Genomic DNA, 14,857 nt, shown 5'->3' with positions numbered 1-14,857 from the left:
AGCCAAAGCAATGTAAGACTTGTTTTGAGTCTTACCGTCGAAATAACAGGGCATGTAATAAGAATGTTGACGCCTGATAAAATCCAACATTACCATTTATTTTATCAGGGTATTTTAGGTGAGGTTGAGGAGTAAACCTGTCCAGCTACAAAAAAAGACACACGCGAGAATGCAAAGCGAGGGCGCTTAAAAAGGAACCAGTCACAGACGTTACTCGGGCACTTCAGTGAATACGATAAATTACGCTTTACCCAAAACAGAGGTATTCCCTGAACCAGTAATCAAGCTTAATATTATATTAGGGTGACTCAAGCACATTAGAATATGTCAGTGCTGAAAAAGCACTGTTTCAACTCATCAAAAATTAGTTGCCTCATATATTTGAGTTCGAAGCAGTTGAATAGTTACAACACTGTTTCGTAAGATACCGCTTCTATAATCGGCATTGGTCGTCCAAGTAAGTATCCTTGCACGTTATCAACCCCTAATTCTCGAAGACAATTCAACTCTCCAATTGTCTCTACACCTTCCGCTATAATACGACAATTTATCGCTTTGGAGAATGCACACAGTGCTTTTGCAAATAAATATTTTCTATTATTAGAGTTAATATTTTGAGTCAATGAGATGTCTAGTTTAATTATGTCAGCCTCAAGCTCCAAAACGTGTTGAAAACTAGAGTACCCAGAGCCCGCATCGTCAATGGCAAGTCTCATGCCCCGTTTTCGCAGTGGTTCCAGTGCTTCTCGAAAGTCTGAATAGTTAAGGATAGGTGTATATTCGGTTACTTCTAAAACAATACGCGTCAAATCCACTCCCTCTAAGACACGTGCTATAGCACCACTTAACACGTATTCCGGAGACGTATTGATAGCAATATAAATATCTGTTTTAAATTTTCCAATACCTTCAATTGCTCTTTTAATGGCTATCATTTCAAGTTCTTCACCCAAGTGAACTTTAGATGCTTCTCCAAACCAAATATTGGGTGATCTGTAAGGTGTTGTATCAAATCTGGAAAGCGACTCAAAGCCTGTAATTTTATTACTTTTAAGGTTGAAGATGGGTTGGTAGTGGATATCAATTTTGTCCTGTTCTAAAACCGAAACAATTTTTTCCGTAATTTCATTATGATTCGATTCTGTTTCGACATTTTTTTCAATTAGCTCAGTTGCAATATCAGCAATGGCACTTAAAAATGACAGATCACGTTTATTTAGCGTGTCATCTGGTGAAAGTTTGTAACAGCAAAAAGTACCATAAATTTTACCTGATGATAATTTGATTGGCACACCAATATAAGAACCTATTGATAATTTATCAGTAATGGAAAGTTTACTGGTTAACGCATGCTCTTTAGTATTATGAATAATGTTTGGGATAACATTATTAACTATCTTTGCACAATAAGTTTCTTCTATTGGATCGGAATCATTTACATTTATTGGCAACATATCACTTTTACTATTAACAACTTCAAAAACACGGTTGTTTTTAACAAACTTAGATATAAATGCTACTTCCATGTCGAGATGCTTGCGGACAATTGATAATAATTTATTTAGTTTATAATTTACACTTTCACAATCATCTATTACTTTTACATCTGCAATACCGTTTACCACTGCGTCGATAGAGTCTGGTTGCATAAATTTACTCTCAGCGTCAATACTGGTGCATCTCACTTAATCATTATGAGATTTATGAATAGGCATTCTTGGTAGCACGTGAGCTATTAAAAAGTCCCTTTCACTTAACCTAGCATACTTGTTATCGGCATTGATATGACTAAATAGAATAAGCTCGTTAGCATGTTTTAATAAATTAAATTTACTTTGAAAATATTTTTTAAAAGTCACTTAGCATAGAACAACGTCTCCCACATTCACCTAGCATTTTAGAAATAATCAGGAGCTTGATTGCGGTTCGACCAGTGTTACCGTACGAGACCCTCTGAGGCTAAAAAATCTTTGCAGGTTGTTACATTTGCTGAATAAATTTCACTTTCAATTCAAAATCCAAGCAGACTACGTTGAAAAAATATGGGTTTAATTTTATTTTACTTTCTTTACTGAAAACTAAAGTGAATGTCAGCCTACAAAGTATAAGCCAATCTAATTACTTAGATGTATCACTAAAAAGTATTAAATGGTATATGAGTAAACTGTTAACAATTATCAGAAAACCGATGAATAAAGATTCCTTGATTGACGTCAAAAATTTCAACGGCCGAACATTTTTGCACTATGCTTAGAGGTACTCAACGGCATGGAATGCTCCGAATATGATCCCACTTATATCTCCCTCCAGTTTGTTAATTATCGTGTTACTGACTAGGGCTTTTACATTTTGTGATGCCAGCGAGTTAAACCTCGCTATAACGACCAAAATGTCTGCCCCTCAACAATTAGCCCGTTTGTACCACAGTGACATAGTGATACAGGACTACTGGATCAGCGAAAAACTGGATGGCATTCGCGGCCGTTGGGATGGCTCTAAACTTATTACCCGTAATGGTAATATTATCAATGCACCGACTTGGTTTGTGAAAAATTTCCCACAGCAGACTATGGATGGCGAATTATGGTTGGCCCGAAACAGTTTTTCTAAAACGGCATCCATCATATTACGCAAGACACCCACTAAAGACTGGCAAAACATCAAATTTATGTTGTTTGATTTACCTGAACATAAAGGTACTTTTAGCCAGCGGTTATCTGAATTACAACGTTTGGTAAACACAGTTGCTAACCCTTATTTGCAGATTATCCCTCAATTTAAGTTGGCAAATAAAGATGAGCTGATGCGCAAGTTGGATGAGTTAGTCGAGCAAGGTGCAGAGGGCCTGATGTTGAATCATGATGATGCTTATTATCAAGATGGTAGAAGCGTAAGTTTGCTTAAGTTAAAAAAGCATCAGGATGCTGAGGCCAGAGTCATCGGGCATATACCTGGAAAAGGCAAATACAAAAAAATGTTGGGATCATTGTTGGTCGAGCTGGATAACGGCCTACAATTTAAAATAGGAACCGGCTTCTCTAACTCGCAGCGCCTCGAACCACCTCAGATAGACAGAGTCATCACCTTTAAATATTACGGTCTTACAGCAAGAGGTATCCCACGCTTTGCAAGTTTTTTACGGATTAAACCTACAGCGGAAGAGTCATCCCCCCGTAGTCATAAAATTGACAATTAAGCTGAATCGATATAAAAAACATCTTTAACCAACAGTAATTAGAACAAACAATAGGTGTGTATTACCACCACCAGCAAAAAGTTAAAAAGTCGACGTTACTGATCACAAAATTGTTAGTTCACAAATGAAAAGTGGTTCAGAACACTCTATTTTCAAAGCCATTTGATTAAACGACCAACAATAACTCAACCCTGTGTTATGTTCACTTATTCTAAATTATCTACTTAGCAGAAAAAATGGCCAAGCCTAATAAAAAAGCCCCAGAGTCCTCCGTAGATATTTACTGCAAACAATGCAAAACCCAATTATTTAAATACCGTAAAGGTGGAAAAGGCTCGCTGATTAAATGCTTTAAAGAACGGATCACCAAAGACTTCACTTTGTTGCCTTGCACTTGCCCAAATTGTGATACCACCTTCGCTAGAGACACCCTAATAAGAGGCACACCGGCATTTAAAATAATCGGCGGTAAAGTATTTAGTAAATAAACTTCCTATATTATTGAAGTTTATGCGTCCTATTGCTGGATATTTTGTAGTGCATTAAGTTAACAATAAGTACCATGTTCATGTTTATTTTCACGTTAATGCAAATTATTTATCAAGGAACCTGCATATTAGTTTATCGACATCTAAACGAATGATTTTATAATACATTATCACAAACCCAACTCCATCTGCAGCAGATTTGGACCCCACAAGAAGGATGAATAAGATCCAACGAGCAGATAAGATCCATCATTTACATGGTTCCCTATGTCATTCAAAATGAGGCTGACTGAAAGAATACAAGACTATACATTGCTGCTTAGGTGCATCTTTATTGATGGACTCTGGGAAGGATGGAAGGCAGATAGGCAGGAAGAAATTAAAACAGACAAGGCGAGTTTGTTAGCCGCCCTGGAATTTCAACGTAACACTTTGCAAAAACGATTTAATAGTCGCTATGCCATGATACAAATATCCAAAATAAAAACGTGACTATCAATACCAAGAATTCTAGTTTAGTCGAAGTTTTTGCGTCTGCACCAGAATTGCTTGAAATATTTAATGTAGAAAAAGATCTGCGAGAAGCTGTCAGAACAAAATTAGCGGATATTTCTTAAACTACTAGCGACGTCAATGCAAAAATCAATGAAAGATTTCGTGATGTCACCATTACAAACAATAAATTTGAAAACTACACTTAATACTCTGAACTAAGGGGAGACAACTCACGTTAGGTTATTGTTTAGACACGGCAAGAAAAAGACAAAAATAACCAACAAAAGGCTCATGAGATGACAATAGAAAAATTTTCAGTGTTACTTAGCAAGCTAAGCATTTATCAGCAGCATGTATTGAGACCTTCAGCGTTTCCGATGGCGATGTGTCTGTCATTACAGCTGTGTTACAAAAAGCCACACAAACTAACTTGGCTCAAACACAGCCTATTGGAAATATTAAATCCCTCGGCAAAAGCACTAATAAACTGGCTAAACAGGTGATTAGCTTTACATAAACTGTATAAAGATGTCAGTGCTGCAGATATTTTTAACAATCCATTTATCAGTAATAAAGCCAGAGTCACTCAAAATAACACCCATGTATTTTTATGAAGGTGTGTTGTAGATGACTGTCATCATTATTTCTGAGATTGTCTAAGTGATGTCTTTAAAAATATTTTTATATCTTTATTGCGTGTATAACTCTACATACCCCATTTGTAGAGTCAGTAAATGCAAAATCTGAATAATATTATTAGTCGATTAAATCGAGCTGGCCTTATATCACGAACGGCCAGAGGTTCATCGGGCCGTTCATTAAGTCAAACCGTTACGGGTAATGTTATGGACACCGTTAACGGTAAAGTGTGGCCAAAACCAAGTAGGAACCCTCTACACACTGGTGCTTTAGCTGCTGTTGGAGGGATCGCTTGGAAGGCATATCAAGTCTATTCCCAACAAGGCTACGGCCGAATAACGTCTCTACAAAGAGCCAATTTGCAAAGAGCTTATCAGCTAGGCGTCTTTGCACAAAGAAACGCTCAACAACAAAACAATCCAAACCAATCTCAGGAAACAACGCTGCAATCGCGGTCTTCATCCACAATCACCCCAGTGCCAGTACTTCAGTCTCGCTATATTCCCTCATCACCCAGACAAACACTCACTTATTCACCCACAACTTTGACACAACAACAATTCGAACAGGTAATACTAGATGAAAATCAAGACTCAGGCCAAATGCTGATACTCCGAGCGATGATCACGGCAGCAAACGCAGACGGGCATATTGATGAAAATGAGCGTCAACAAATATATCAACAAGTTGATGATTTTGACTTAACCACCGAAGATAAAGCGAGCTTGTTTGACGAACTACGGCGACCCATGTCATTAGAAGAACTAGTGAAAGCAGTGCCCAATTCACAAACCGCAATAGAAGTATATGCAGCCTCACTATTAGCCATTGATGAACAACAATCAGCCTCGCAAGACTACTTAAGCCGCCTAGCGTCTTCTATGTTCATACCACCAGAATTAGTCAAAGCTGTGCATGCCCAAGCTGAGCTAATAAGTTGATTTTGTTATCCATACCCATTGCAAATTTTGTCAAAGATGACGATGAATACCTGCTATTTACACTAAAAAAGAATGCTTACCGTTGAACGAATCTGCAACTCTTATCAAGTCCATATTGACCTAAATATGATGTTATTAAATGTCAGGTTATTAAATGTGAGGTTATTAACCGTGAGATTCTTTATAGACGTTTTTCCTATTAGCTTCATGTCTCGTTCAATCTCGACGCGCATAAGTCCTAATGATCGTTCAACACCATGTTGTTCTGCTGAAGCAAGCGGACATAAACGTCTACGCCCAATACCCAAAGCCTCGGCTATTTTAGCTAGTTGAACAAATGAGCTTCGAGAACCGTCAAGCTGACTTCCGCCATGATTAGAGATACCAGTAACAGTAGAACTAATCGGTTTAATCCTAGTATTTGTAAAAATAAAAACTTGATTGCGTTCGCTGTGCCTGACATTCATCAAATCTTCGATAACTCGGTAACATTGTTATCTAAATAAACGAAACTAAATGCATGAAGCTAAGTATATGAAGTAAACGTTACACCTACTCGAATCAATGAGCAAAAACGAACTATTTGTGGACTATTATTATGTGTGGTTGATAAATGAATTAACTCTAAAATTTAAAAATAATTAGTTCATAACTGACTATTAATGTTAACAATTTACAATTTATAAGGTGATTACCCAAATAGCATGGGTAATATCAAAGATGTGGCTATACCATTGACACAAAGGGCCAAAGTGGCGAATGCTGCGCACTGCTCGCCGATTGGAATGGCTCGCGCAGTGCCTATTGCATGTGATACTGCACCTAAAGCGGTACCTTGAGCGGCTTGATTATGTACTCCAATTAATAGAAATAAAGCCGGACCAAAAATAGCACCCACAATACCCGTAATAATAACAAAGACAGCCGCTAATGAGGATATACCACCTATTGCACCCGCCGCATCCATCGCCAGTGGTGTGGTGATAGATTTAACTAAAATAGTCATTTGCAAGTTAAGCGGTGCATCAAGTAAATATAGACATGTCCATGACAACGCTGGTGATAAAACGCCAGCAACCGTAATAGGTACCAATACTCGCCAGTTCATTTTCATCAAAATACTGAATTGCCTATATAACGGTACTGCCAAAGCAATAGTGGCGGGGCCCAGTAAAGCCGTCAACAAATTGGTATGGTCTTGATATTCAGAAACGCTTGTATCCGTCAATGATTGCAACAATATAATGATCAATGTACTGACGATAAGCGGATGAAAAGCGGGATGTATAAACCATAAAGGTATTGTTATTTTATAAAGACGCAATGCGCCAAAATATACTATGACAGTAATAATCAACCACAAAAGACTCGCCAGCCAATTTATATCGTTTAGTAGGGTCACTATATCAATTTCCTTTGCTTGACGGTTTATCACCGTTTGCATGTGTAACATTCAACTTATTCATTAATCGCTGACTGATCCAGCCAGTAATAGCCAAACTAATTAATGTTGATACCACTATGGAAAAGAATAAGGCCAAAGGAAAAGCCGCGATCAAGTCTATAAAGTTTACAATGGCGATAATGGCAGGAATAAAAAATAGAGACATGTGCGCGAGCAAAGGATTGGCAGCGTTAAAAATCACCTTGGGTATGCCTTTCATCAATAACATGCCACAAAACAAAACCGCTATGCCAAGCAATGCAGGGGGAATATTTATTTTGAGCTGAAGTAACAAATATTTGGCCGCAAAAAATAAAACGCCAAGAAAAAAAAGTCCCATCAGAAACTGATTCAATTTTATCAAATAGCTGAGTTTAGAATACGTTCTTTTGGTGGAAAGTGATGAAATAATGCGTTCCTTAATTTGAGTAGTCGCTCTAAAACTCATCGCCATTAAACACTAATTTAACAATAAACGTTATCTCTTATCTAAGCATTAATGAAATCAGGGACTCAAGGGCCCAGAAAAGTGCCACCGTAAAATATTGGAAGACTCATATTAGAAATGATACTGAGGATATTTCACTTTCTCCATGGATTTTTGATAAGCAAATGACTCGGCCCAAAGGTTTTATTTAAGCGATGTTACAAAACGAATGTTTATAAAATCAAAGTTAATAAAATCAAAGTTAATAAAAATGAGTTTAATTTAAAAAAAGTCTACAACCGCCCCAGTGGCGGTGATTGCAAACATGTTTAAATTAAAAACTAAGCCGCTTCAGATTTATGTTTTTTATCTATAAACACCAACAATACTAAACCAATAACCACCACAACGACCCCAATGGGGCGCCCTAAATCAGCAGTCAAATTAAAGCCAATTGCCGCTGTCATAATGTAAGAAACGCTGACACCTGTGGTTAACACAGCAGGAATACTGGCAATCCAATGAAACGTACCACGGTCAAATAAATATTTGGTGGCAAGCCACAATACACTTGTTGATAACAGCATGTTAGAAAACGCGAAGTAACGCCAAATCACAGTAAAATCAAGCTTGGTCATGAAATACGCGATGGTCAAAATGGGCACGGCAAGTAACAAACGATTTCGAATACTTTGCGGAATGTTGAATGCATCGACGATAGTCAAACGCAGTGAGCGAAACGCAGTATCTCCGGATGTAATCGGAAATACAGCGACAGCAATAATCGCCACAATTCCGCCAAACACCCCCAAGTAGCTGCCGGCTATGTGATTGACGACCAAACCTGGGCCACCAATATTTAGCATATCTTTAAGACCTGCGTATCCCTCAGGGAAAGCAGCAATACCAGCTAATGCCCAAACACAAGCAACAGCACCTTCACACACCATCGCTCCGTAATAAACGGGACGAACGTATTTTTCATTGGTCAGGCAGCGGGCAATAATTGGTGCCTGCGTGGAATGGAAACCACTAATAGCACCACAGGTAATAGTAATAAACAATAACGGCCAAATAGGTAATCCATCTGGATTTGGGGCTAAAAAATCGTGAGCATGATCTGTGGTGAAGTAAGCGAAGAGGTCAACTGCAATCGGTAGTTGCGGCGCATCAATTAATAGCGCAATAGCGATCATTGATGTCATCACTATCATCAGTAAGCCAAAAATAGGGTAGAACTTAGTGATAATTTTATCGATAGGTAACAAGGTGGCTAAAAAATAGTAACCCAAGATCAACAGCACCCAAAACGTATTATTTGCCAAGAATGTATCTTGGAATACGTCTAGGTTACTTAATAAACCTGCTGGACTCATGATAAACACCACACCAACAAAAAACAGCAGCATTGCGGTAAAAAGTAACATCACACCTTTAAATACGATGTTGTAATAATGACCAGCTATTTCAGGTAGGCTTCTACCGTCTTCTTTTATGCTCATGACACCTGAGAAATAATCATGAACCGCGCCGCCTAATACATTGCCGATAACAATCCAAACTAATGCTACTGGTCCGTATATCGCTCCAAGTATAGGACCAAAAATAGGCCCTACACCGGCAATATTTAAAAATTGAATTAAAAAAGCACGAACAGGATGAATGGGCACATAATCTACGCCTTCACCAAAACGACTTTGCGGGGTAGCAATAGTTGAGTCAATCCCAGCTTGTTTTTCAACAAATGGGCTATAAAATTTATAACCGAGGATCAAAATGGTGATACAAACAAAAAAGATGAGCATTACTACGTATATCTCTCGTTAATGGAGTCGTGATCAAACGCAATAATATCATGCTTGTTTTCGTTCATTTAACTTAATAATTTTAAAAGGGAGTCAAAGCTCTAATGGCAGAGTAACAAAGTTAAACTCAACAAAAATTATGGAGGTCGATGAGTAAGATTTAACTAACATGGCGGTATTGTTAATCCCTCTAACCACGGCGCAGTGTGAGTATTTTCTCAGGATTGGTTTCATCAGTGTAATCCACCCAACTTGTAACCTGTTGCAATTGGGCTTGAACAGATAAGCGATCGGCTAGTTCGTTGCCCTCTGTACCTAAATGAGCCCTGACATGTGTCATTTGTACTTTTCCGATTAAGGAACGACTTAAGGCATAACACTCTTTGATCAACTCAAGGTTTTGGATTGGAGCGCTACCACTTTTGGTCCAATTCTTTTTCTTCCAACCCTCGGACCAAACAAAGACGGCCTTGAGGGAATAATCCGAGTCACTTAAGATTTCCACTGGCTGACCCTTTTCGATGTAATAATGGGCTAACTTTATAGCCTCCCTTAATGCGATTAATTCAGCAGTATTATTTGTACCACTAGGTGAGTGGTAGCCGTACTTTAAGGTGGTTAACTTTCCATGTTCATATACCACAAGGCCAGAACCAGTCGCGCCTGGGTTAGGGTCACAAGCGCCGTCAGTATATATTTGCACGGGGATTTTATAAGCCAGTACCACCGTTAATCCGTCATGGGTATTCGAAGCGGGTGGCGCTTGTGTAGACTTCGTGGCTAACGTTTCAGTTACTCTTGCGGTGTTCCCAAGGTATGCATCAGCCTCTTCTTCAGTAGTGAACGATTTGAATGCAGCGCCAGAATAGCCTTTTGTCGATGCCTGACAGGCGGCCCATGTCGTAAATGTACCGACCTTATGACCTTTAAGTACTGCATAAAATTTCTTAGCCATTATATCCCCTTAACTCATCATCGTCATCGAACCCGTTTTTTGGAATTCGGTTGCATTGTCAGCGACGATCGTAACACTTATAAACATTCTTCAGGCCACTTAAGATATTTATGAATATTAGCAAGTCATCCCCTCAGCCAATAATGTTTTACACAGTCCTAAAGAAAAACAGACCATCGCACGTAAAATTACGTTGATGTATTTTGCACTTAGACTCATCGTCTTTAGCCCTTTGTCTTAGACAAGCCGATGCTCAAAGCTGCATTTTTGTTTGTGAAAAACAGTTTTATTTTTCTTTTTCTTTTTCTTTTAATTCAAAGATCTTACCAACTAAATCAGAAAAACCCTGTGGAAACAATCTAACCAACAAATCAAAAACAACAGCATCTTTACCGACTAATTGCCGTTTGCGATTTTTCTGTAGACCACCAATAATAATCCGAGCTGCTTTTTCAGGGCTAGTGCCCGCTATCTTATCGAACTCTTTAACCAAAACACGTTTATCATCTTCGCCCTGTGCAAAACGAGCATTGCGAACGATATTAGTTTTAATACCTCCGGGGTGAACTGAAGTAACCCTCACACTGGTGTGACGTAGTTCTTGTATCAAAGTCTGATTTAATGCTTTAACGGCATGTTTAGCGGCGTTATAGGGTCCATTTTTTGGAAAAGGGAAAAAACCATTTACGCTTGAAATGTTCACAATATTTGCTTCTTGGCGTTGTTTTAAATAAGGAAGAAAAGCCTTAGTACTGTACAACACACCGTAAAATACTATATTAAATACCCAATCAAAATCCTCGTATGAGATTTCATCTAAGCGGGCAGAAGATACAACACCTGCATTATTAATAACAACGTCAACGTGTCCATGCTCAGCCACCACTTCGTCGGCCCAGACATAAACCCGATCTTTATCAGCAACGTCAACAATATGCGAACTCACTTTTGTAGTGCTTGCTAGCATCGTAATTGTTTCTTGTAGGCCTTTCTCATCAACATCTGCAAGTGCAAGATGGCAGCCTAAGCCTGATAATTGAATCGCTAAACAACGACCGATGCCTGAAGCGGCACCTGTTAAAGCTACAACTTTACCACTTAAGTTTTTCATCTTACGGCTTCCTTCGAATCATCATATTAGCTAGGAGTTGTTTCTATGTTTCTATGTTTGTTTGTTTATTTTTCATTTTTCATTTTTTATGTTTTCAAATACGCATCTACATAATGAAATTATGTTGCGTTGCTTGCGCCCAGATCATTATATTGCCTGATCAATTTGTGTATAACTTCAGTCGCATTTCGGGTGAGTACAATGTCATACTTGTCTACCCCAATCGCTTGAGTAACCTTATTCACACTTAATTTAACTTAACTTCTCATCATCGTCGTAACTTTTACGTACGTAAACGAAGTCTAGGTGTTGGCCATGAGTGTTGCTTCTACAACATGTTTTACAAAGCCCTAAACATATTACCCCAATAGCCCTTTTCAACGCTTGATTACCTCACTCACGTTGTCATAAAAAGTGGCAATATTAACCCAAAAGATTCATCTCTAATTCATGAACCAAGTGTCAGCCCCAGTGGAATGGCCTTTAATGCGGACAGACTAGTATGCGTCTTGGATTAGGCCAACTCTAAAGTTACGAAAAATAAATAGCACCGACAGTTAGTTTTTTTAACATTACCATGCGATTAAATCTGTCGATTTTGATCCCATTGGTGAACCTTATTTGCTTATGTTGTATTTTTAACTATTGAAAAAATGACACATCAGCCTCGACTTATTTTTGTGTTATGAATCGCATCTTGATACGGCATTATTATGTAGAGAAAGTAAAAACGGTGCCAAAACCATTAAAAAACATCGGTTTTTCAACGGGGAAATCGATAACACTGTTTCCATCGACATCCGCTTTTTTAACTATTCATAACACTATTCATAACATTGATACAAAGAGTCATCTTTTACTGGACCTCGAGTTGCGATTCGGCCCAAACTAAACCAGCATCTAAATTTTCGAAAACTTTAAAAGGCACAGGGTTGGGCTGAATCTTAAACACTAAACCAAGCATCGTTCTTAAAAAACTATTAGGAACTACGTAGGCTACACCTTGGCAGTAGCGTTCAATTAACGCTTTATTTTGCCTTAACCAATATGCTTGTTTCATTTGATAAAGTGGGTTTAAGTCCAGTGCTTTACGCGCATCAAATACCAAGGCAATTTGTTCTTTACGCGCATAGTTTTCTTCTAAGCTCCTCAGATAATGTGCAAAGTTCTGCGCATTGGCTTTTTCACCAGTAAATTCAATAATGATTAAAGGTGCTTTTGTTTGATCGAACTTTGCATACATAATTTGCGGTTCCTAAAAATAAATAGTGCTTTTGTAACTTATATATTTGACGGTTAAGAGCTTTATTTATATCGTGCTGTGACAGCAGGTAGCGTGACCGAGACAATCTAACCATAAATAATTATCCGATAAACTGAAATTAAGCAGTATAGTTTAGGTTGTTCATTCTGAACCTAGCATCACTATACAACTATTGTGCTCTAAAGTAGTTTCTAGGAGAAAAATTTGAATCTAAAAAATAAGTTTAAAATAATAAACACCCTAGGCCTAAGTTTAATGTTGATGTCATGCAACAAAAATGACGCGCCTACTGCAGAAATAGCGTCAGAATGCCTTGTTGCAGATATGGTGCTTCACAACACAAAAATCTATACAGCAAATGACGCACAGTGGACTGCAGAAGCCACAGCAGTGCTTGGGGATAAAATTATATTTGTTGGTTCAAATACCGAAGTTAACAAATATATGTGTGGTGATGCACAAATAATGGATATGGCCGGAAAATTTATTTATGCAGGTTTTACAGATAGCCACCAACATGTTGAAGGCGTTGGGCAACGTCCTAAAACATTAAGCCTGTTTGGTATTTCGACACTCAAAGAAACCGTTGATACCATTGAAGCATTCGCAATAAACGTGCCCACAGATAAGTGGGTGCAAGGCCGTGGATGGATTGAGCGAGAATGGACTGACGAAAAAAGGTTTCTCACAAGACATGACGTTGATCCATTTACCACAGACAAACCACTCTACATGCCCCGTGCAGACGGCGTTTCAGCCCTTGTTAACTCAAAGGCACTAGAACTTGCTGGCATAACCAAAAACTCTCCTGATCCAGTGGGTGGAAAATTTGAGCGTGATATAAACGGCACACCAAACGGCTACATACTGGCTACCGCGATGAATATTTTCCGAGATATCATCCCACCAAAAACACGCGAATATATAAAAGATAGCCTTGTGCAGGGTATGTATGAAAATGCAAAGGTAGGTTGGACCAATACACAAGATGCTGGAATGCCTTATGTTAATGTTGAAATCGTCAAGGAAATTCACGCAGAAGGAAATATGTCTACTCGTATTTATGCAGCAGCAAATGTTATGGAAGCGTCAACAATGCTTAAGCGCGGCCGCGAAACAACAGCTGATAACATGTTCGATTTACGCGGTCTCAAAGTGTACATCGATGGCACACTTGGTTCGCGGGGGGCTGCATTGCTTGAAAATTATGCGGATGCCGACCATAAGGGGTTTATGAACCGCACCACCAAACAAGCACTTGACCCCATTCTACGTGCAGCGCTGCGTAAAGGTATTCAAGTCGAAACCCATGTAATTGGAGACAGAGCCGTTCGTACACTTTTGGATTGGTACGAAGAAGCGTTCAAAGCTGTACCAAAATCCGAATGGGCGGTGGCTGAACCAAGGTGGAGACTCGAACACGCGCAAGTGATTACCCCCCAAGACCAAAAGCGCTTAGTTAGCTTGGGTATTCTTGTGTCCATGCAACCAAGTCACGGAATTGGAGACCTTAACTTTGCACCCGATAGACTTGGCAGTAAGCGTCTGAATTATGCCTACCCATGGCAGCAATTGATTGATCGTGGATTGATGATATTGGGAGGTTCTGATGCGCCAGTAGAACTGGGCGACCCACGGATTGAATTTTATGCGGCGGTGACGCGAAAAAGACTTGATGGAACATCAGGCGAGGGATGGCATCCAGAGCTTGTTGTATCGCGTGAAACAGCTCTAAAAATGTTTACAATATGGCCCGCTTATGGAGCATTCCAAGAGGATATTCGTGGGTCTATAGAAGTGGGTAAATATGCCGACTTCACAATACTTGACAGTGATTGGCTTACTATTCCAGAGGCTGACATTTTAACATCAAAAAACATAATGACAGTAGTGGGAGGTAAAATCACATATCGAAAGTAATCACCATATGCAATTAAGTATAAAGATAATAAACAACATACTTGATTTCTAATGACAGAACTAAGGATTGCTTTTATTGTATAACCGGTGTGCTGAGGCCCATGTTGTTAAGCGTTCTTTACCTTTAAGAGAACGCAGTACATAAGTAATAAAACAATAGATTATTTTATAG

At 38.8% G+C, this 14,857-nt stretch carries 13 protein-coding genes; 5 read left to right on the top strand and 8 right to left on the bottom strand.

The window, feature by feature from the left end; all coding sequences use genetic code 11:
- Positions 1-404 precede the first annotated feature (404 nt).
- On the bottom strand, positions 405-1,649 hold the full coding sequence (locus QZ562_RS14660) for an EAL domain-containing protein (protein ID WP_293761609.1): 1,245 nt from the start codon (positions 1,647-1,649) through the stop codon (positions 405-407).
- 635 nt (positions 1,650-2,284) lie between these two features.
- On the opposite strand from QZ562_RS14660, the gene QZ562_RS14655 reads away from it, so the two are divergent.
- From QZ562_RS14655 to QZ562_RS14640, 4 genes are all read left to right on the top strand, one after another.
- Positions 2,285-3,196 carry a DNA ligase gene (locus QZ562_RS14655; protein ID WP_293761607.1) on the top strand — a complete coding sequence of 304 codons (912 nt, stop codon included), beginning with the start codon at positions 2,285-2,287 and terminating at the stop codon, positions 3,194-3,196.
- A gap of 236 nt (positions 3,197-3,432) precedes the next feature.
- The gene (locus QZ562_RS14650) at positions 3,433-3,684 is read left to right on the top strand and encodes a hypothetical protein (RefSeq protein WP_293761605.1); all 252 of its coding nucleotides are present in this window, start codon (positions 3,433-3,435) and stop codon (positions 3,682-3,684) included.
- Positions 3,685-3,951: 267 nt separating this feature from the next.
- The gene (locus QZ562_RS14645) at positions 3,952-4,176 is read left to right on the top strand and encodes a hypothetical protein (protein WP_293761603.1); all 225 of its coding nucleotides are present in this window, start codon (positions 3,952-3,954) and stop codon (positions 4,174-4,176) included.
- 737 nt (positions 4,177-4,913) lie between these two features.
- Positions 4,914-5,759 carry a tellurite resistance TerB family protein gene (locus QZ562_RS14640; RefSeq protein ID WP_293761601.1) on the top strand — a complete coding sequence of 282 codons (846 nt, stop codon included), beginning with the start codon at positions 4,914-4,916 and terminating at the stop codon, positions 5,757-5,759.
- A 104-nt stretch (positions 5,760-5,863) separates the two neighbouring features.
- Here QZ562_RS14640 and QZ562_RS14635 read toward each other — a convergent pair whose 3' ends face one another.
- The 7 genes from QZ562_RS14635 to QZ562_RS14605 form a co-directional block, all read right to left on the bottom strand.
- Positions 5,864-6,226: an alpha-hydroxy-acid oxidizing protein gene (locus QZ562_RS14635; RefSeq protein WP_293761599.1), complete on the bottom strand. Its 363-nt coding sequence runs from the start codon at positions 6,224-6,226 to the stop codon at positions 5,864-5,866.
- Between the two features lie 224 nt (positions 6,227-6,450).
- A complete protein-coding gene (locus QZ562_RS14630; RefSeq protein WP_293761597.1) occupies positions 6,451-7,212 on the bottom strand; it encodes an LrgB family protein in 762 nt (253 codons plus the stop codon).
- Complete coding sequence (locus QZ562_RS14625) at positions 7,166-7,543, bottom strand: CidA/LrgA family protein (protein ID WP_293761595.1); 378 nt, start codon at positions 7,541-7,543, stop codon at positions 7,166-7,168. The genes QZ562_RS14630 and QZ562_RS14625 overlap by 47 nt, the downstream gene beginning before the upstream one ends.
- Before the next feature lie 428 nt (positions 7,544-7,971).
- Entirely contained in the window at positions 7,972-9,435 is a 1,464-nt protein-coding gene (locus tag QZ562_RS14620; RefSeq protein ID WP_293761593.1) for a carbon starvation CstA family protein, read from the bottom strand.
- Positions 9,436-9,625: 190 nt separating this feature from the next.
- Complete coding sequence (locus tag QZ562_RS14615; RefSeq protein ID WP_293761591.1) at positions 9,626-10,390, bottom strand: ribonuclease H family protein; 765 nt, start codon at positions 10,388-10,390, stop codon at positions 9,626-9,628.
- 286 nt (positions 10,391-10,676) lie between these two features.
- Positions 10,677-11,501 (bottom strand): SDR family oxidoreductase, encoded by an 825-nt coding sequence (locus tag QZ562_RS14610; RefSeq protein ID WP_293761589.1) that lies wholly within the window; start codon positions 11,499-11,501, stop codon positions 10,677-10,679.
- An 856-nt stretch (positions 11,502-12,357) separates the two neighbouring features.
- Positions 12,358-12,744 carry an STAS/SEC14 domain-containing protein gene (locus QZ562_RS14605; RefSeq protein WP_293761587.1) on the bottom strand — a complete coding sequence of 129 codons (387 nt, stop codon included), beginning with the start codon at positions 12,742-12,744 and terminating at the stop codon, positions 12,358-12,360.
- Positions 12,745-12,969: 225 nt separating this feature from the next.
- On the opposite strand from QZ562_RS14605, the gene QZ562_RS14600 reads away from it, so the two are divergent.
- Positions 12,970-14,685 (top strand): amidohydrolase, encoded by a 1,716-nt coding sequence (locus QZ562_RS14600; protein WP_293761585.1) that lies wholly within the window; start codon positions 12,970-12,972, stop codon positions 14,683-14,685.
- Positions 14,686-14,857 lie beyond the last annotated feature (172 nt).

The sequence above is a fragment of the uncultured Paraglaciecola sp. genome, from assembly GCF_913058035.1.
Taxonomy (GTDB): Bacteria; Pseudomonadota; Gammaproteobacteria; order Enterobacterales; family Alteromonadaceae; genus Paraglaciecola.
This window is presented reverse-complemented; position numbering and strand designations above follow the sequence as displayed.